Genomic DNA, 19,299 nt, shown 5'->3' on the forward strand with positions numbered 1-19,299 from the left:
GTCGACCAGGGCCTCGAACTCGGGGGTGACGCGGGCGACGGTGCCCGGTCCGAGCACGATCTGGCAGGTGTCGTCCTCGACGACGCCCATCACCGCGGGCAGTGCCTTGAGCTGTTCCTCCCGCACGAGGCTCCGGTCGTGCAGGCCCAGTCGGAGGCGGGTCATGCAGTGGGCCACCGACGCCACGTTCCGCGCTCCTCCGACGAGGGGGAGGATGGCGGCCGCGGTGTCGCGGTACTTGTTCTCGTTCGCCATGAGATCGGCCTTGCTGTGAGTTCCGGGGGGTGCGTCAGACGGCCGCGGACGCCAGGGCGCTGCGCAGATGTCCGTGGGCGTCGTGGAGGAGGCGTTCGGCGGTCCGCGCGTCGACGGAACCGAGCAGGGTGAGGATGGCGTTCTTGACCTCGCCGCCGGTGGCGGCGAGCGCGGCGGCGACGGCCTCGTCGGAGGCGTCGGTCGCCAGGCCCACGATCCGGTGGGCGCGTGCCCGCAGCTTCTCGTTGGAGGCGCGGACGTCGACCATCAGGTTCCCGTAGGTCTTGCCGAGCCTGATCATGGTGATGGTGGAGAACATGTTGAGCACCAGCTTCTGCGCGGTGCCCGCCTTGAGCCGGGTCGAGCCGGTCAGGGTCTCCGGTCCGACGACGACCTCGATGCCGTGGTCGGCGGAGGCGGCCAGCACGCTGTCCGCGTTGCAGGACAGCCCCACCGTGAGCGCGCCGAGCGAGCGGGCGTGGCGTACGGCCTCGACGGCGTAGGGGGTGCGGCCCGAGGCCGAGACGCCGACCACCACGTCGTCGGCGGACAGTGTCAGGGCGTCCAGGTCACCGCGGGCTCCCTCCGCCGAGTCCTCCGCACCCTCTACGGCGGTGACCAGGGCCGCCGGGCCGCCCGCGACGAGCCCCACGACCTGGGCGGGGTCGGTGTTGAAGGTGGGCGGGCACTCGGAGGCGTCGAGCACTCCGAGCCGCCCTGCGGTGCCCGCCCCCGCGTAGACGAGCCGTCCGCCCCGGGCCATCCGCTCGGCCGTGCCGTCGATCGCGGCGGCGATCTCGGGGAGCCGGGCCGCGACCGCGGTGCTGACGGTCGCGTCCTCGGCGTTCATGTGGCGGGCGATGTCCAACGTGCTCAGTCGGTCGATCTCCGCCAGCTCGGGGCGGTACGCCTCGGTGGCCATGGTGGCGAGCTGGTCGCGCAGCAGGCCGTTCCCGCTGGTGTCTTGGGGGGACATGGACGTTCACGGCTCCTGTGGTTCGGGCTCTTCGGGTGGCACGGGAGGCGGTGGCGAAAATTTCTTTCACTCCACTCCGGTTGCATGAAACATATTTTCAGTGCGGGGTGGCGTCAAGCCTTCGCCGTCGGCCGGTGGGTCACGTCGCGGCCTCGTCCGGGCCGGTGGCGGCCTTGTCGGGGCGTGCGAGGGCGGCCCGGCGGGGACGGGCCGGAGCGGACGGGCCGGAGCCCGTGAAGTGCCGCCGGGCGGTGCCGCGTCGGGCCCCGGGAGGAGCCGTCGCGCCCACCCGGGGGAAGAACCTGGCCGATCGGACGGGAAGCATGGCCGGTCGGCCGACTCGTCGCCGCAGAAGGCGGACTAGCGTCCTTCTCAGCAGGTGACACCACGGAGAGGCAGGCAGCCCGATGGATCAGCGAACGTCCGACCGCGACGCCGACGTGACCGCCGAGTTCGAGACGGACGTCGTCAGGCTCTTGCTGGAGACGATGCGGGCGGTGGACAAGCAGGAACGCGAGGACGTCGGCACGGAGAGCGTGCTGTACGCGCTCGTGTCGGGCGACTCGGCCGCGGGTTCCGCGATCGCGTCGGGGATGAGGGCCGCCGGTTCACTCGGCGGTTCGCTCGCGGCCCGGGGGACCTCCGTGTGGATCAGCCAGGACGCGGGGGACGGCACGCCGGGAAGCCCGGACGACGAGCGGGAGATCGACGCCCTCTGGCGGGAGGTCCGGCAGGAGGAGGCCAAGAGGCTGCGCTGGAAGAACCGGAAGCAGAGCGCCGAGCAGGGCCAGGACACCCTTGAACTCCCGCCGATGACCGGCGCGTTGCGGACCTGTCTGCGCATGGCGCTGGAGGCCGCGCGGGCGGAGGGCACCGTCTCCGTGCGGGTCCGCCACGTGACGCGCGCTCTGGTCGGGCTGCCCGGCACCCGTGCCCGCGAGGCCATGGTGGTGGAGAAGGTGGACGCCGCGGCCGCCTCGGCGGCGCTCGACGCGCTGCGGGGCAGCGACGAAGTACCCGAGTCCGGCTCGGTGTTGATCCTGCGCAAGGCGGGGACGTTCGGCAGGAGCGGCAACCCGCTGACCCGAAGGTTCGCCGCCTGGATGTTCGGGGGCGGCGCCGGATACGGTTCCGCGGTCGTGGGCGCGGTGCGCACGGAGGCACGACGGGGGGCGGTACGACGCGGAGCGCCGGAGATCGAACCCGTCGACACGCTGCTCGGCATCCTGGCGCTGGAGCGGTCGTTGGCCGCCGCGGGGCGTGAGCTGCCCGGGACGCTGACCGGAGCGAACCAGGGGGCCGCACTCCTGCGCCGGCACGGCGTACGGCAGGATGCTCTGGCCCGGGTGCTGCTGCCCGCCACCGGGGTCGCGGAGGAGGAGCCCGGGGAGGTCGAGGGCCACGCCGGCTTCGAGACGCGGCTCCTGCACGTCACCCAGTTCACCGCCGCCGCCCAGGGCTCCCCCACCGTCGGCACGACCCATCTGCTGGCCGCGCTGCTGGACAGGGGGACGACGGACGCGGCGTCCGCGGCCGAGGTCGAGCGGGTGCTGACCGAGAGCGGCGCCGACCTCGCCGGGCTGCGGGCGGAGCCGGAGCTGCGGGTCCCGCGCGAAGCGGCACAGGCATCCTGACGCGGCCCCGCCGGTCCGCAACACGCACGACGGGCAAGGCCGTTGAGAACGGCGCCCACAGGGAGAAGACATGAGTCCGGCAGTGCGGGCGTACGCACGGGCGCGCCGCGAGGCCCTCGCGATCCGGGAGGCGGTGCGCGCCGCGCCCCGGCGGACGGTCGTGACCGAGTCCGTGCTCACCGGCCTGGTCCTGGTGTGCTCGCTGGCGCCCGTTGCGCTGATCGCGCCGGCCCGTCCGGTGGCGGTGGTCCTCCTGGGGGTCTTCGCGGCCCTGCTCGTGCCCGCGCGGCGCAGGTACCCGGCCCTCACGGTGCTGGGCTGCGTGCTGGTGATCGCCGGGAACAACGTGTGGGCGATGGTGGTGGTGCCGTGCCTCGTGTGGTCCGCCGCGCGCCGCGTCACCCCCGTACGGCGTGCCTGGGCGGTCGCCGGGACGGGCGGTGCCGGAGCCGTGCTCCTCTCGGTCGCCGCCCAGTTCCCGGGCGGACTCCCGGCGATGCCGTACCTGGCCGCCGGGGCCGGCGTGGCCGCGCTGTTCATCCTGCTGCCCGCGCTGTCCGGCGTCATGATGGGGCGCCGCCGCCCGCTGACGCGGCTCCTGCGCGAACGCAACGCCTACCTCGAACAGACCCGTTTCCTCACCGAGGAGGCGGCCCGCAGCGAGGAACGGACGCGCATCGCCGCCGAGATGCACGATCTGCTCGGCCACCGCATCAGCCTCCTCTCGATGCACGCCGGAGCCCTCCAGCTCGCCGCCGAACGGCAGGCGCCCGCGCTGGCCGCCCAGGCCGAGCTGCTGCACACCACCGCCGGGACGGCCATGGACGAGCTGCGCGGCATCCTGGGCGTCCTGCGCCACCGGTCCGGCGAGCACAGCGGGGAGCGGGGGACCCGCGAGGACCTCTCGGCCCTGGTCGAGGACTCCCGGAACGCGGGCGCCGACGCCGAACTCCACTGGAACGCGCCCGAGTCGGTGGACGCGCACGCCCGCACCCGGCAGGCCGTGCACCGTGTGGTCCGCGAAGGACTCACCAACGCGCTGAAGCACGCGTCCGGCGCGCCGGTCCGTGTGACGTTCCAGGACGACGGGGACTCGGTGGTGGTCGCCGTCGCCAACGGGGCCCCGCCGGTGCCCTGTCCGCCCGGGGACGGGAACCGCAGTGGACTCGTCGGCCTCCACGAGAGGGTCGGCCTGCTCGGGGGCGTCCTCCACGCCGGGCCGCGCCCGGACGGCGGCTTCCTCCTCTCCGCCCGGATACCCGTCCGGCCCGACACACCGCCCGGGTACGCCGCTTCGCGCGCCCCGGTGTCCGGCGGGGCGGGCTCCCGGCCCCCGCTGTCCACGGAGGTCCTCACCTGGCCCCGCCTCCTGGGCGGCGGCTGCGCGGCCCTGCTGGTGCTGCTGCCGACGGTCGGCGGCACCGTCGCCCTGCTGATCATGGCAGTCCTAGACTGAACCGATGATCCGAGTCCTGATCGCCGACGACGAGGCGCTGATGCGCGCCGGGGTCCGCCTGATCCTGGAACACGACGACGAGATCCGCATCGTGGCCGAGGCGCGGAACGCCCGTGAGGCCGTCGAAGCCTGCCGTGCCCACCCCGTCGACGTCGCCCTGCTCGACATCCGCATGCCCGGGGACGGCATCACCGCCGTCGCCGGGATCGCCCGGCAGTCGCCCCGCACCCGAGCGGTGATGCTGACGGCCTTCGGCGAGGAGGCGACCGTCACCAGCGCCCTGCGCGCCGGCGCCCACGGCTATCTCCTCAAGGACACCGGCCCGCGCGACCTGATCGACGCCGTACGCCGCGCCGCGGCCGGAGACCCCGTCCTCGCCCCGCAGGTCACCCGCCAACTCGTCGCCTTCCGGGCCCGGTTGGGTCACGGCAGCGAGGCCGCCGCACACCGGCTCGCGGACCTGACACCAGCGGAGCGGGACGTCCTGCGGCTGCTGGGCACCGGCCTCTCCAACGCCGAGATCGCCGCACGGCTCCATCTGAGCTCCGGCACCGTCAAGGCCCACATCAGCAGCATCCTCACCCGCACCGGCTGCACCAACCGGGTCCAGGCGGCGGTACTGGCGCAGGAGGCGGGACTGCTCGGCTGACACCCGGCGGGCCGCACGGTCGATCGCGAAGGCGATCGAGACGGCGATCGAGACGGCCGGCTCCGCCGCCGCCGCGTTCCAGGTCGACGTCCCGGGCTTCGGCCACCGGGCTTCGTCCCGGCCGCGCCGGGCGGTGCGAGGCCGCCGCCGGGGCTCGCGCCGGACGCGCCCGCGCCGCGGTGGCCGGACGACTCCCTCCCCAGGGCGGCCGCGGTGTTCCCGCCGGACCGCCGCCCCCGGGACACGCGGCCGAGCACGCTGACGGAGCCGGCCGTCCCGGAGTACGTCCTGGACGGGCGGGAGGAGCACTGACCGTCCCGCGGACGGGGCGTATCCTTGCTGGTCGGCCGGGCGGTGCGCGCGCGGCGCCGGCGGTCGCGGTGCCCCACGGGTCCGCGCCGACGGCTGCGGGCCCGCCGCCGAGTGCGGGACACTGGGCACGCGGTCGCGCGACCACGACCGCCCTGAATACAACTCATCGGGTGTGCTCCGCACCGCTTGCAGGAAAGGTCCCGCGGAACTCCGTACCCTTTGACACACCCATGGCGCCACAGCGGGCGCCGAATCTCTGGAGGCAACACCCCGTGCTGATTGCTCAGCGTCCCTCGTTGACCGAAGAGGTCGTCGACGAGTTCCGTTCCCGGTTCGTGATCGAGCCGCTGGAGCCGGGCTTCGGTTACACCCTCGGCAACTCCCTGCGCCGGACCCTCCTGTCCTCGATCCCGGGTGCGGCGGTCACGTCGATCCGGATCGACGGCGTGCTGCACGAGTTCACCACCGTGCCGGGCGTCAAGGAGGACGTCACCGACCTGATCCTCAACATCAAGCAGCTGGTCGTCTCCTCGGAGCACGACGAGCCGGTCGTGATGTACCTGCGCAAGCAGGGTCCGGGTCTGGTCACCGCCGCCGACATCGCGCCGCCGGCCGGTGTCGAGGTGCACAACCCCGACCTGGTCCTGGCCACGCTCAACGGCAAGGGCAAGCTGGAGATGGAGCTGACGGTCGAGCGCGGCCGCGGCTATGTCTCGGCCGTGCAGAACAAGCAGGCGGGCCAGGAGATCGGCCGGGTCCCGGTCGACTCGATCTACTCGCCGGTGCTGAAGGTCACGTACAAGGTCGAGGCCACGCGTGTCGAGCAGCGCACCGACTTCGACAAGCTGATCGTGGACGTCGAGACCAAGCAGGCGATGCGTCCGCGTGACGCGATGGCGTCGGCGGGCAAGACGCTGGTCGAGCTGTTCGGTCTGGCGCGCGAGCTGAACATCGACGCCGAGGGCATCGACATGGGTCCGTCCCCGACGGACGCCGCCCTCGCCGCCGATCTGGCGCTGCCGATCGAGGAGCTGGAGCTGACGGTCCGCTCCTACAACTGCCTCAAGCGCGAGGGCATCCACTCGGTGGGTGAGCTCGTGGCGCGTTCCGAGGCGGACCTGCTCGACATCCGCAACTTCGGCGCGAAGTCGATCGACGAGGTCAAGGCGAAGCTGGCCGGTCTGGGGCTCGCCTTCAAGGACAGCCCGCCCGGGTTCGACCCGACCGCCGCCGCGGACGCCTTCGGCGCGGACGACGACGCGGACGCCGGGTTCGTGGAGACCGAGCAGTACTGAGCCGTACGCCGTCGCCGGGTCACGGGGACCCGGCGGCGGGCCCGAGGGGCGGGCTTCGCGGGTCCCCCCGCCCTGCGCTGTCCGGGGCCCTGCGGCCGAGCCGGCCGCGGGGCCTGGCAGATGCCCCCCCGCGGCCGGACCGTGAGGGTCCCGCGGCAGCCGGTCGGGAGACGGCCTGCGGCCGTCACACGCTCCGCTACGCTCGCCTGAACGTTTGAACGATTCGCGAACGGGCATACTGGCACGCCCAGTTCGGGGCGAAGGGCATCTGAGAGAGCTTGTGAGACCCGCAGACCGCGACAACGATTCCGCGACCGGTCCGTACCCCTCGGGCCGGGTCGTCGCCGGCCGGTACCTGCTGCACGACATGATCGGCAGGGGCGGCATGGGAACCGTGTGGCGCGCCCACGACCAGCTGCTCGACAGGCCGGTGGCCGCCAAGGAGATGCACCTCCACTCCGGTGGCGCCGAGGATCCGAAGGTCCGGATGCGCCGGGCCGTGCGGGAGGCCCGCGCGGTCGCCCGGGTGCCGCACCCCCATGTGGTCGCCGTCCACGACCTGGTCGAGGCCGAGGACCGGCTCTGGATCGTCATGGAGCTGGTGGACGGCCCCTCCCTCGGGCACCACGTGGCCGCGAACGGCCCCCTCCCGCCCCAGCACACCGCCGCGCTCGGCGTGCAGATCCTCGACGCCCTGGGCGCCGTCCACGCGGCGGGCACCCTGCACCGCGACGTCAAGCCCGCCAACGTACTGCTCCGGCGCAGCGGGGACGCCGTGATCACCGACTTCGGCATCGCCGCCCTGGACGACGGCGAGTTCCTCACCACCACCGGGGAGCTGGTCGGTTCGCTCGACTACATGGCGCCCGAGCGCGTCACCGACGATCCCGTGGGCCCCGCCTCGGACCTGTGGTCGCTCGGCGCGACCCTCGCCACGGTCTGCACCGGCCGCTCCCCCTTCCGCAAGCAGGGCCGGCCCGCCACCCTGCACGCCGTGGCCTACGAGGAGCCGCTGCTCGACGACCGGATCGGCCCGCTGCGGCCCGTCGTCGAGGCGATGCTGCGCAAGCGGCCCGAGGAGCGCCCCTCGGCGGCCGACCTCCGTGCCGCGCTCCTGCACGTGGCGCAGGACCAGCGCACCGGGCCGCTGCCGTCGGCGCCCGTCGCGGTGGAGTGGCCCTCGCCGACCGAGGCCGACGCGCGGACCATGACGTACGAGGGGCTGTCGGGCGCCCTGACCGAGACGGCCCTGCACACCGCCGCCCCGCACACCGCGACGCAGGACGGGACACGTCCTGACCACGGCCGGCGGCCGCCCGGTCAGCGGTGGCTGTGGTGGGCGATCGGCGGGGTGTCGGTGGTCGTGGCGGGTGCCGCGGGCACGCTGCTGCTGTCCGGCGCGTCCGCGTCCGACGCGCGGGCGGGCGGCAAGCCGACCGCCCCGGCCTCGCCGTCGCGCGGGTCCGGTTCCGGGGCCGGCGTGCCGCAGCCCGCGCCGTCGTCGCCCCCTGCGCCCTCCCCCACGACCCTGACGAAGGTCGTCGACTCCACCTCCGGCTGGCAGACCGTCGACGGCGCCGCGGTCAGGAGCGGCGACCAGGTCACGGTGGCCTTCCGGTCCGGCGGCTGGTCGGTCGACTACAACCGGCTCCCGGACAGCGGACCGGACGGCTACGACCCGGAGACCGCGAAGCAGTTGGAGGGCGCGGAGTCCTGCAAGGTGCTGGCCGACTCCCCGTTCGGCGCCCTGCTCGTCACCGTGGACGGCCCCGAGAACCCGCGGGTGCGGCCGGTCGGCAAGGGCCTGTCCTTCCAGGCCGCCGAGGACGGCACCGTCGCTCTCACGGTCAACGACACGACCGGCTCGTGCTCGACGGACAACCGGGGATCGATGACGGTCACGGTGACCGTCACGCCCGCGACGTAGGGCGTGCGGCGAAAGCAACGCCGCCGGGCAGACGGGACTTTCGCGGCGCGCCCCCGTGCCGGGGCAGACCGCGTCGAGCCGGTGGCGGCGTCCGGTGCGCGCCGCCGGGCCGGCCCGACCGACGACGAGTCCGGGAGCCCCTCGGGCGGCCGGCGCCGGTTCGGGCGCGGCGACACCGCCCCGGTCAGCGGCGGGGCTCCAGCACCTCCGCGGTCCCGGTCTCGGTGTCGTAGCTGCGCAGTGTGGTGAGCCGGGCCGTCAGCGGCGGAGCGGGCAGCAGCGCGGGCACCCGCCGGCCGGCGAAGGCACCGGCCCGCCGGGAGCGTCCGAGCGTGAGGTGCGGGCTCCAGCGCCCCGGGGCGTGGAACGGGTTCAGCGCTTCGGGCGGGCTGTCCGAGACGATCGCCTCCCACACCCGGCCGTGCAGGCCGCCCAGGGCCGTGTCGAGTTCGAGCGCCCAGGCCAGGACCGAGGTCGGCCGCTCGAAGCGGACCACTCCGGTGAACCGCGCCGGCAGCGGCAGCGCGGCGGCTGCGGCGGCGAGCTCCCAGCGGATCGGGGCGGTCAGTTCCGGGCAGGCGGCCAGGGTGAGATGAGGGCTGTTGGCCGGGGAGCGATGGCGTGCCTGACTGGGCAGGCCCGCGTCGGCCAGCCGCCGCCATGCCTCCCGGACCCGGAGGTCAGCCGCCTCGTCCAACAGGAGTTCGACCGTGCGCATCGGCGCAGCTTACCGGCCATGATCAGGCCGCACGGACGGGACGGGGCGGCTCCGGGGCATCGATTGATGCGAACTCATATTCGTCTCTCGAATATCTGGACGATCACATCCAGCCGCCACCGGTCAATTGTTTTCACTGATCGACAAAAGAGAAAAGAAATAGGCCGAGATCGAGATGAATCTTTCCTCTATCGCCCATCGTTGATTTTTCAGCACCGCGGCAGCAGGGGAAGAACACGAATACAGACACCGTCCGCCCGGCTAGCGATAATGTGAATGCGCGACCGGACTGGGGAGTCCGTATTCGCTTTCCGTCATGGCGGCCTTTCCACCCCACGTGGGTCATGGATTCGCGCATGCCTGATGCACATGCGACAGCGGTCGTCGGCCCTCCCTCGGACCAGGGCCGGAAACCGTATCGGGGGGTGGGGGACAGTGCGGTCGAACAACGGGGTCGACTCCCGGGCAGCCGGTCTGCGGGGCATGCTCCGCGTCGCGGACCTGCTGCGCGGGGGACCCGTCCCCCACGGCACGGGCGACGCCGACGGCGGGCCGACTCCGCCGGACCGGCACGAGGCGGCCCGGACGCTGTGTCCCGGGGACCCGGAACCCGCCCCCGGGGCCTGGCGCGCGGCCTGGGCGGACGTACTGGCCGAAGACCGCGCCTCTCTGAGCAGGGCGGGTCTCGGCTGGGTGCTCACCCGCCTCGCCTCCGGCGCCGTCCCGGGAGTCGACCTGCTGGAGGTCGGATGCGAGCGGCTGCGGCTGAGCCGGGTGACCTGCGACGCGGCGGAGAGCGGCCCCCGGACACCGCGGATCACCGAGCGGTCGTGGAGTGAACTGCCGCTCATGTCGGCGGTGTTGCCCGCGGAGCGGGCGCGGCGGCTGCTGCTGCTCGCGGGCGCCGGTCCGCAGGGCGCGGCGGCGCCGACGGCCTCGCTCGGCACCGCGCTGCACGACGCGCTGTGCACCGCCCTGGCCGGTGTCCTGCGGGCGGCCTCCCGAGACGAGGCGGTGCCGCTCGTGCTCGCGGTGCGGGCCGCGGGCTGGCAGCCCCTGGAGCGGGCCGCCGAGAGCGTACGGGCCGACTCCGGAGCGCTGCTGTGCCTGCGGCTGCCCGCGCACTGGCCCGCGGCACCGGACGACCTGACCGCCGAACTGCCGCTGCCCAGCACGGTGTGGCTCGCCGCGGCCCATGGCGACGGCGGCTCGGCGGCGGTGGGCCTGGTGCGCCGGCCGCTGTTCCCCGCGGGCAGCCGCGCGGGCGACCGTGCCCCGGCCGGCCGGGACGTCGAGGTCGCGGTGAGCGCTCCCCCGGCGGGTGCCGGCCCCGCCGTCGCCGCCGTCGTGCGCGGCCCGGCCGGGGAGCCGGCCGTGGACTGGCGCCCCGTGCGGATGGACCGGCTCGCGCTGGCACCCGGCTCCGGCACCACCCTGGCGTACTCCCTGCACGCCGGTCACCGGGTGGAACTGCGCTGCGCCGCCCGCCACGAGCCCGAGGCCACCGCCTGGGCCGACCTGGCCGCCGCCACCGCCCGGCAGCCGGTGCAGCCGTATCCGGTCGATCTGCTGCTCGCCGTGGAGATCGCCGGACCGCGGGCGGACGGCGGCGGCGTCGTGGAGGCACGCCTCCGGGAAGCCGCCGCCGTGGTCACCGCCGTGCGCGCGGCGGTCGGGGACGAACCCGGCCTCCGGGTGGGGCTGTTCGGATACCGCGACCACGACCCGCTGCACCGGCCGGGCGACCACGACCCCGTCGTGCACCGGGTGGGCATGTGCACGGCGGCGGAGGCGGTGCGCGTCCTGGCCTCCTGGCATCCCCATCCGCTGCGGCACGACTTCGCCACCGGCCTGGAGCACCTGCCCGGGGAGATCCGTGCCTGGCGCCATCTGTGGCGGGCCGACAGCCACCGGGTGCTGCTGACCGTGGGGTCGCGCCCGCCGCATCCTCCCGCGCGCCCGCCCCGGGTGGTGCAGCGCGGCGCGCCCGTGCGCATCTGCCCCGACCGGCTGGACTGGCAGAGCGAACTGCGGGCGGCCCGCCGGCACGAGGACATCGTGTGCCTCGCGGTCGTGGACGAGCCGGCCTGGATGGGTGATCCGCGGGCCGAGCCCCATCTCACCCAGTGGGCGCAGTACGCGTGGCACGCCTTCGGCGCCGAAGGGCGCTTCAGCGCGGGGCACGACCCCGAGCGGATCGCCGCCGCCGTCACCGGCCCCGCCCTGTGCCCGCCCCACGGCGGCACGCCGGTCCGGCTGGTCGTCGCCGGCGGACCGGCCGGGGACTGGCATCACGCGGTGGCCGGCTGACGCCGGTCTCCGGCACCCCGGTACGCGCGTCGGGCGCGGACCGCCTCACCCCTGTTTCCCTCGCGCGGCGGACCGTGTCCGCCGCCCGTCCCTTCGGGAGCACCACCATGGTCGACGACAACACCCCAGCCCCGCCCGGCGGCAACGGCGAGCCCGGACAGGGCGGACAGGGCGGGCAGGACGGCGAGAGGCAGGGGCCCTTCGCGGTCTGGGACCGCTCCACGCACATCGGTGGCCGCGCCGCCCTGCCCCCGGCTCCCGCCACCGCGCCGGGCCCCGCGGCGCAGGTCAACGGGTCCGCGCCCGCCGCGGCACCGCCGACCGCGCAGAACGGGCAGAACGGCACGGGGGAGCGGGTTCCGCCGCCCGCCGCACCCGGGCCCGGACCCGGGACGAACGTCATCCCCCGCGTCTTCCTGGAGCAGGTGGACACGGTGAAACCGCCCGCGTCCAAGCCCTCCAAGAAGGAGCGCAGGGCGGCCGCGGAACAGCAGCGGGCGCAGGCTGCGGCGGCGCAGGCCCCCGCCCCCGTGCCCGAGTCGACCGTCACGCTCTGGGGCGGCATGGCGAGCGGCAAGTCCACCCTGCTGGCCGCCTTGTCGAAGGCCCGCCACGACCCGGTCTACGGCAAGTGGGCCATCTGGCCCGAGGACCACGTCTCACGGAAGTTCCTCGGCGACCTCGGCCACATCCTGTACCGCGAACGCCGGTTCCCTCCCTCGACCCTGACCGAGCAGCGGCCGGTGCGCTTCACCCTGGCCGGTGACCTCGGCGACACCGCGCTCGCACGGTCGGGCCGCAAGTGGTGGCGGCGCGGCACCCCGGCCGAGCCGCAGCTGACCGAGTTCAAGGTCACCGTGCGCGACATGCCCGGGGAGGTGTTCGACCCGCACTCGCAGACCGGCGCCCAGCACGAGGAGCAGCTCATCAAGTCCCTCGCCGATTCGCGGGCGATGGTCTACGTCGTCGACCCGGTGCGCGAGTGGCAGGTCAACAGCGACGACCGGGCCGCCGACACCGACGTCCGCCAGAACGCCGACTTCTTCACGGACGTCCTGGCGGGCGTCCTGACCGAGACCAACATCCAGGGCCGCCGGCAGGGCAACCTGCTGCCGCACCGCATCGCGATCTGCCTGGCCAAGTTCGACGACGACCGGGTCTTCCGGTTCGCCTGCGCGCAGGGCAACGTCCGTCTCAACCCGCGCACCGGCCAGCCCGAAGTCGCCGACGCCAAGCGGCTGTTCGACGGGCTGTGCGAGTCCTTTCCGCACGGCAGCCTGCGGGAGATCCAGCAGCAGATCGAGACCTTCTTCGCGCCGGAGAACGTCGGCTACTTCGTGTGCTCGGCCATCGGCTTCTGGGTGGACCCCGAGCGCGGCTTCGACTTCGAGAACCCCTACCTGGTCAACCAGGTCGAGGACAGCGTCCGGTTCATGGCGGCTCCGCAGCCCATCAACATCCTCGAACCGTTCCTGTTCCTGCGGGGCTACGGCCCCGTGCCGTCCTGATCCGGCTTCCCCCGCCCTCCCGAAGAAAGGAACTCGCCATGGAACCGGGGCTGATCACAGACTGGGCCGTGTGGGGCAAGGAGCCCGGCACCGACGGCGGCTACCGCGTGCTGTTCGCCCACCCGCCGGACCGCAGCGCCGACTTCAACGGCGCCATCCACCACTGGTCCCCCGGCACGCCCGCCCACGGCGAGCAACTGCCGTGGATCACCGTCGGATCCACCCGGCAGCCGGACGGGACACCCGCGATCGGCGTCTTCCTCCTGGACAGCACGGACGCCCTCGACCACGCGGGCCGCCCCATCTACCGCATCACCCACCTCGCCTTCCGCCACGACGACGTCCACGCGGCCGGGCTGGGCTGGTACGCCCTGGCCCGTGCCGCGCTGGACGCCGCGCCCCGGCTGGCCGGCCAGGGCGGCGGGCCCGCCGTGCTGCCGTTCTCCCCGGCCGACCAACTCCTCGGCACGATCGGCCCGCTGGTCACCTCCGGGGTGTCCGACGGCCCGCTGTGGCTGGCGGCCGCCGCGGCCCGGCTGCTCGACGGCACCCTCGTCGTCACCGGAGCCGGCGACTGGAAGCCCCTGGACCTGCTGCTCGTCCTGGACACCGTGGCCGCCCTGCTGCCGTTCGGCATGCGGGCCACGCTGTCCGCCGCGACCCGCACCAGCTCCGGCTCGGACGTCCGGATGCGCCTGTACTGGGGCAACGCCGCGGACCCCGGCCGGGCCTGCATGGTCTGGGGGCAGAAGGAACCGGACCTCGGCGGGCTGTCGCCGCGGGCGCGCTCCTACCACGACCTGCTCATCAGCAGCTGGACCGAGCACGGCGGGGAACGCGTGCTGCGGCACCTGGCCGACGCGCGCGAACCCCTGGACATCGCCGACCCCTTCGCACACCTGCGCGCCCGGGACGTCCTGGCCGCGCTGAACCCCGCGCTCGCCGTCGCCCAGGAGGTCCGCGAGGGCCACGAGGTGACCGGCGACCGCATCGACATGGCGCTGAGCCGGCCGACGATCGACCCGGACACCCTGGCCGTGCTCGCCACACGCAAGCTGGCCGACGCCTCGCCGGACCTGACGGTCCTCGCCGCCCACATGGCGGACCCGGCCACCGCGGGCAAGTACCGCGCCAAACTCATCACGGACCTCCTCGGCCACCGGACCGACGTGGCCCGCGGCAACTTCGAGAGCATGCGCGCCGCGCTGCCGGACACCAGGGACGGCCTGCACCCGCTGGACGGGGCCCTCGCCTGCGTCATCGAGGACGTACGCGTCGACCACGCGCCCGAGGCGGCCGACCCGGTGGCCGAGCAACTCCTGCCCGTGGTGGCCCCGTTCACGCCGGGCACCATGACCCTCACGCAGTCCCTGCTGCGCGGCGTCCCGGGCCTCGCGGGCCGGCTGGTGCGCGCCCTGTACGCGGCGGCGGACCCGGCGCCCGGACTGCGCGCCTGGCTCGCCTGGCTCTGCGACAGTCCGGGCGCGGAGATCGCCGGACACCCTGAACTGCCGCTGCTGCTCCGCCTCTTGACCACGGGGTCGGCCCCGGACGGCGCGCACCGCAAGTGGGCCGCCGCCCATCCGGAGGCGGCCGCGCGGCTCCTGGAGGGGGCGGTGGTCTGCGGCCGCGCCGACCACCTGCTGACGCAGGACTTCCTCAACGGCCTGCTGGACAGCGCCCTGCGCATCGCGGCGGCCCCCGCCGGAGCGCCGGCCCGCTCACCGCTCGCCCGCACCCTGACGCGGCGCTCGGGCGCGCTGCGCCCGGAGACGGCGGCACGCTGGGACGTCCTGTGCGCCCTGGCGGGGCTGACGCCCTCGGGGTTCACCTCCTCCGTGGCGGCCGCGGCCGGACCCGGCTCCCCGAGTCCGGCCGGCCGGGTGGACACCTACCTCTGCGCGCTCCAGGCGGACCTCGACACACGGTCCGTACGCCCCTACGCGGACGCGGTCGTCGAACGCCTGCTGGGGGCGGTCCTCGCGGTGGACGGCGACAGCGGCGAGGGCCCCGGCCCGGCCGCCCGTCATCTGACCTCCCGCGTCCTCGACCGGTCCGGGTCCTGCGCGGAGATCGTCGCGCGCGCGGTCCGGCGCCTGGCGACCGAGTCACCGGGCTGGAACGAGACGCCCGAGGACCAGGAGTGGCTGCGGCGGACCGCCGACCGGCTGCCGGGGCTGCGCTCCGCGCTCGGCCTGCGCGAACTGCACCGCGCCGCGCTGCGGTTGTCGGACTCCCCGCAGGACTGCGAGGAGTTGGCCGCCCGTGCGAGGGCGGCCCGTGGCGCCGGAGCGGAGCACGACGGCGTCTGCGCCGCTCTGGAGGTGTGGGCCCGGCGCGGCCGGGCCGGCGGGCGGGTCGTGGACTTCGTCGCCGCCTACGACCGGCAGTGGGCGCGGTACGCCGGTGACGACAGGGCCCTGGAGGAGCGCGAGCACCTGGAACACGCGCTCGCCCGCAGGGGCCGCGACAACCCGGTCCTGCGGCAGTACTGCGACCACGCGATCCGGCAGCTGACGAGCCGCAGATCCGAGGCGTCACGGGAGATCCGCCGGCTCCAGCAGGAGCAGCACCTGTTCGACCAGGAGATCAGCCGGCTCCGCAGGCTCGACGCCTCCGCCCACCGCACCCACCGCTGAACCAGGCGACTCCCCAGGGGGACTGACCTCATGCCGACCATCCGGGCCACAGCCCGTCACGCCCTGCTCCTCGCCCTCGCCGCCCTGCTCACGCTGGCCGGCACGGCTCCCGCCACGGCCGCCGACGCCCCCGCGTCCCGCGACGACGTCTACCGCTCGCTCAAGGTCGACGACGTCCCCGCGGCCTACGTGGTCCTGGTCGACGTCTCCAGTTCGATGCAGGACAAGGGACCCGACGGCACCGCGCTGTACACCACGGTCAAGCGCCGCCTCGGCGACTTCCTCGCGTCCCTCACCCCCGCCGACCAGGTGGCCGTCGTCACCTTCGGCCGCGCCACCAGCGTCGTCCGCCCCCTGTCCCCGGCCGACCGCACCGGCGACCTGATCGACCGCGAACTCCCGCGCAACGCACAGGAGTCGGCGAGCGACCACGGCGCCGCACTGGACGCGGCCGCCGACCAGCTCGACCGCAGCAAGGCCCCCGTGGGGGCGGTGCTGATGCTCACCGACGGCGCCGTCAACGCCCCCGGCAGCCCCTACGCGAAGCTCGGCAGCCCGGCCTGGAAGCGGCTGCACGACCGCTACCGGGCCCTGGGCGCGGACAGCAAGATCGCGGGCTACGGCCTCCCGCTCGCCGAGGGGACCGGGGTGTCCGAGGTCCTCGGCAGCGCCTTCGGCACCCCGCGCATCCTGCCGGTCGACCCGGCGGCCCTCGGCTCCCAGCTCAACGCCGCGAAGGACCAGGTCCGCACCCGCAAGGCGGTCAGCCTGCTGCGCGGCGACCGGGGCGCCACCGTGACCGTCGGTGTCGCCGGTGAGGACGTACGCGCCGCGGGCTCCGGCCGCTTCACCGTGCCGGCCGGGGGCACCACGGGCACCCGTACCCGCGTCCTGGAGGTCGCCCTGGAGTCGCGGGCCCGGTATGTGCCGCTGACCGTGCGGCTGTCGGGCGGCGGCGACGCCTCGGTGAGCGTGCCCGGCGGTCCTCTCACGCTGCGGCCGGGTGAGCGCAGGACGGTCCGGGTGACGCTGAGGTGGCGGCAGGACCCGGAGTTCAGCCTGTTCCCCGTCTCTCGCGACTTCACCGCCCGGGTGTCGCTGCGCGCCCGGGTCGGCTCGCCGTGGACGCCCACGATCCGCGGCTCGCTGGCGGAGGGAAAGTTCACCACCGGGAACCCGGCCGTCACCGAACTGGACGTCACGGGCAGTGTGCCGGGCCGTACGCCGGGCTGGCTCTACCCGCTGGTCCTGCTGGTCCTGCTGCTGGGCGCGGCGGCCTGGCGGCGCCGCCACAAGCAGCTGCATCCCGAGCTGTCCGGCTTCCTCGTCGTCACCGACCTGCGCAGCGGCGAACGCCAGAGCGTCCCGCTGCGCGGCCGGGAGGTCGTCCAGGACACGGACGCCGGGCAGGTGCGCGCCCGCGTCACCGTGCGCGGCCGGATGGAGGGCGGCCGCCTGGTCCTGGTCCTGACGTGCCGGCGTGAGGCGCCGCGGGCGGGCGGGGCGCGGCTGAGCGATTCCGGGACCTGCGAGTTCGGCAAGTCGACGGTGCTGTGCGGGATCGGCATCTCGCACGAGACGACGACCGGGGCGTCCGTTCTGCGGTGACGCGCCCGTGAGACAGGTGAGATCTGCGACGACGCGCCCGTGAGACCGGTAAGTCCCGCGAGACCCGCGAGACCCCTAAGACCCGTGAGACCCGTGAGAAAGGACGCCGACATGGTGATGCCACTGGATCCGCACGGCGACCCGGCCGAGGCCGCGGGCTTCCGGCTGGTGGGCCGGCTGGGGACGGGCGGCTTCGGCACGGTCTACCTCGGCCGGCGCCGCAGCGAGGGCCACGGCCCGGACACGCTGGCGGCGGTGAAGCTCCTCAAGAGCGAGTTCACCGGCGACCCCGAGCACATGCAGCGCTTCCACCAGGAGAGCAAGGCACTGGAGCGCTGCCGGGGCGCCCGGATCCCCGAGCTGCTGGCCCTCGACTTCGCGGCGGGCAGACGGCCGACGCTGGCCACGCGGTTCATCCCGGGTCCGGCGCTGGACCGCATCGTGGAGGTCCACGGCGGTCCGCTGCCGCCCGAGTCCGTGCGCTCCGTGGCCGCGGAACTGGTCGACACCCTCATCACGGCCCACGACAAGGGTCTGCTGCACCGGGACCTGCATCCGGGCAACATCCTCCTCACGCACGACGGACCGTGGATCATCGACTTCGGGCTGACCCGGATCCGCGGCCAGCAGGTCACCCTCACGCTGGACATGGCCATCGGCCGGCCCGGCTTCTGCGCGCCCGAGCAGATCAGGGGGCTGGCCGGGACCGGGCAGGCCACCGACGTGTTCGGCATCGGCGGCATCGTCCTGTTCGCCCTCACCGGGCATCCGCCGTACACCGGGGAGGAGGGCGCACAGGCCATGCTGCTGCGCCGCGTCACCGGCGCGGCCCCCGATCTGTCCGGGCTGCCGGACGACGCCGTCGGCCGTCTGGTCCGCGCCTGCCTGGCGGAGGATCCGGCGGACCGGCCGGGGTTGGCGGAGGTCGCGTCCGCCCTCGGCCGGCCCGGCCCGCTGGTGCTGCCCGCCGCCGTCACCCGTGCCCTCGCCGGTTACCGCACCGAGCTGCGGGAGGTGCTGTCCGGGGCGGGCGACACCGCCGATCTGACGGTGCCGTTCCGGCCGGGGCGCCGCAGCTGGAGCGCCGCCGCGGGCGACTGGCCGCACGGTGTCGCCGCCACCGAGGACGGCACCGTGGTCACCGCGGACCGCACCGGCACCGTGCGCTGGCTGGACGCCGCCACGGGCGAGGAGAGCGACCGCAGGAGCGGCTTCACGGCGCCGGTGCGCCTGTACGCCGACGGGGACGTCCTGCTGATCTGCGACTCCGGTGACCGGCTGGAGTCGTGGAGCACCCGCGAGCACCGGCCGTGGTGGGCCGCGCCCCCGGGCACCCTGGGCCGCGCCCGGGTACTGCTGCGCGGGCAGAGCGTGTTCCTCACCGACGAGGACGGCATCCTGCGTCACTTCGACGCGATCACGCGCCGGATGTGGTGGCAGGCGCGGCCCCCGGCGGACGGGTCGGGCGTCCCGCCGGTGCCGGTCGCGGCCGGTTCGCGGCAGCTGTATCTGTCGGCCGCGCGGGGGCTCGACGTCCTCGCCGTGGACGACGAGCACGGCGAGCCGGCCTGGCGGGCCCGGGTGCGGCTGCCGGCCCCCATGCTGGCGGCGCCGCTGCCACTGGACGACCGCCTGGTGGTCGCGGACGGGCTCGGCACTCTGAGGTGTCTGGCGGCAGCCGACGGCTCGACGCTCTGGGAGGCCGGGCTGGGGGCTCCCGTGGTGACCGCGCCCGTGCGCGCGTACGACACGGTGGTCACCGCGGACACGGCGGGCACCGTCCACTGCCACAGCGCCGCCACCGGGGAGTGCGTGTGGCGGACGGGGCACGGCAGGAGGGAGGAGTTCTTCACGCTGTGCACGGACGGCACGGCGGTGTACGCGGGCGGCTGGAGCGGCCGGCTGCGTCTGCTGGACGCGGCCGACGGCGCCTCCTTGCAGAGCCTCGACCTGGGTGGCCAGATCCTGGCGGCGGTCCACGCACCCGGCGGCCGCAGCGTGCACGCCGCCTC

The 19,299-nt window shown here is 74.7% G+C and carries 13 protein-coding genes; 10 read left to right on the forward strand and 3 right to left on the reverse strand.

Features of this window, described 5'->3' with window-relative positions:
- Positions 1-255, reverse strand: a 255-nt coding sequence (locus SZN_RS26325; RefSeq protein ID WP_007500690.1) for a PTS glucose/sucrose transporter subunit IIB, incomplete at its 3' end; no start/stop codon positions are given.
- 34 nt (positions 256-289) lie between these two features.
- The gene (gene murQ / locus SZN_RS26330; protein ID WP_007500693.1) at positions 290-1,231 is read right to left on the reverse strand and encodes an N-acetylmuramic acid 6-phosphate etherase; all 942 of its coding nucleotides are present in this window, start codon (positions 1,229-1,231) and stop codon (positions 290-292) included.
- Between the two features lie 407 nt (positions 1,232-1,638).
- Here murQ and SZN_RS26335 point away from each other — a divergent pair, with 407 nt between their 5' ends.
- The 5 genes from SZN_RS26335 (at position 1,639) to SZN_RS42025 (ending at position 8,504) form a co-directional block, all read left to right on the forward strand.
- On the forward strand, positions 1,639-2,865 hold the full coding sequence (locus SZN_RS26335; RefSeq protein ID WP_007500695.1) for a hypothetical protein: 1,227 nt from the start codon (positions 1,639-1,641) through the stop codon (positions 2,863-2,865).
- 70 nt (positions 2,866-2,935) lie between these two features.
- Positions 2,936-4,321 carry a sensor histidine kinase gene (locus tag SZN_RS26340; protein WP_106432719.1) on the forward strand — a complete coding sequence of 462 codons (1,386 nt, stop codon included), beginning with the start codon at positions 2,936-2,938 and terminating at the stop codon, positions 4,319-4,321.
- A 4-nt stretch (positions 4,322-4,325) separates the two neighbouring features.
- Entirely contained in the window at positions 4,326-4,970 is a 645-nt protein-coding gene (locus SZN_RS26345; protein WP_007500697.1) for a response regulator, read from the forward strand.
- Between the two features lie 584 nt (positions 4,971-5,554).
- Entirely contained in the window at positions 5,555-6,577 is a 1,023-nt protein-coding gene (locus SZN_RS26350) for a DNA-directed RNA polymerase subunit alpha (protein ID WP_007500699.1), read from the forward strand.
- A gap of 280 nt (positions 6,578-6,857) precedes the next feature.
- Positions 6,858-8,504 carry a serine/threonine-protein kinase gene (locus SZN_RS42025; RefSeq protein WP_007500700.1) on the forward strand — a complete coding sequence of 549 codons (1,647 nt, stop codon included), beginning with the start codon at positions 6,858-6,860 and terminating at the stop codon, positions 8,502-8,504.
- Between the two features lie 184 nt (positions 8,505-8,688).
- On the opposite strand, the gene SZN_RS26360 is transcribed toward SZN_RS42025, so the two are convergent.
- Entirely contained in the window at positions 8,689-9,222 is a 534-nt protein-coding gene (locus tag SZN_RS26360; RefSeq protein ID WP_007500702.1) for a 2'-5' RNA ligase family protein, read from the reverse strand.
- A gap of 483 nt (positions 9,223-9,705) precedes the next feature.
- On the opposite strand from SZN_RS26360, the gene SZN_RS26365 reads away from it, so the two are divergent.
- The 5 genes from SZN_RS26365 to SZN_RS37760 form a co-directional block, all read left to right on the forward strand.
- Complete coding sequence (locus SZN_RS26365) at positions 9,706-11,532, forward strand: hypothetical protein (RefSeq protein ID WP_208865852.1); 1,827 nt, start codon at positions 9,706-9,708, stop codon at positions 11,530-11,532.
- A 107-nt stretch (positions 11,533-11,639) separates the two neighbouring features.
- Positions 11,640-13,040 carry a hypothetical protein gene (locus SZN_RS39850; RefSeq protein WP_007500706.1) on the forward strand — a complete coding sequence of 467 codons (1,401 nt, stop codon included), beginning with the start codon at positions 11,640-11,642 and terminating at the stop codon, positions 13,038-13,040.
- 38 nt (positions 13,041-13,078) lie between these two features.
- Positions 13,079-15,679: a hypothetical protein gene (locus tag SZN_RS26375; RefSeq protein WP_007500708.1), complete on the forward strand. Its 2,601-nt coding sequence runs from the start codon at positions 13,079-13,081 to the stop codon at positions 15,677-15,679.
- Between the two features lie 30 nt (positions 15,680-15,709).
- Positions 15,710-17,287, forward strand: coding sequence for a vWA domain-containing protein (locus SZN_RS26380; RefSeq protein WP_007500710.1), 1,578 nt, complete (start codon positions 15,710-15,712; stop codon positions 17,285-17,287).
- Between the two features lie 111 nt (positions 17,288-17,398).
- Positions 17,399-19,299: protein kinase domain-containing protein (locus SZN_RS37760; protein ID WP_007500711.1), on the forward strand; the 1,901-nt coding region annotated here is incomplete at its 3' end.

It is taken from the genome of Streptomyces zinciresistens K42, from assembly GCF_000225525.1.
Taxonomy (GTDB): domain Bacteria; phylum Actinomycetota; class Actinomycetes; order Streptomycetales; family Streptomycetaceae; genus Streptomyces; species Streptomyces zinciresistens.

Coding starts and splice junctions, on each gene's coding strand:
- SZN_RS26380 (WP_007500710.1), top strand. CDS start 15,710: ATGCCGACCATCCGGGCCACAGCCCGTCACGCCCTGCTCCTCGCCCTC.
- SZN_RS26335 (WP_007500695.1), top strand. CDS start 1,639: ATGGATCAGCGAACGTCCGACCGCGACGCCGACGTGACCGCCGAGTTC.
- SZN_RS26360 (WP_007500702.1), bottom strand. CDS start 9,222: ATGCGCACGGTCGAACTCCTGTTGGACGAGGCGGCTGACCTCCGGGTC.
- SZN_RS26365 (WP_208865852.1), top strand. CDS start 9,706: ATGCTCCGCGTCGCGGACCTGCTGCGCGGGGGACCCGTCCCCCACGGC.
- SZN_RS39850 (WP_007500706.1), top strand. CDS start 11,640: ATGGTCGACGACAACACCCCAGCCCCGCCCGGCGGCAACGGCGAGCCC.
- murQ (WP_007500693.1), bottom strand. CDS start 1,231: ATGTCCCCCCAAGACACCAGCGGGAACGGCCTGCTGCGCGACCAGCTC.
- SZN_RS26345 (WP_007500697.1), top strand. CDS start 4,326: ATGATCCGAGTCCTGATCGCCGACGACGAGGCGCTGATGCGCGCCGGG.
- SZN_RS26375 (WP_007500708.1), top strand. CDS start 13,079: ATGGAACCGGGGCTGATCACAGACTGGGCCGTGTGGGGCAAGGAGCCC.
- SZN_RS26340 (WP_106432719.1), top strand. CDS start 2,936: ATGAGTCCGGCAGTGCGGGCGTACGCACGGGCGCGCCGCGAGGCCCTC.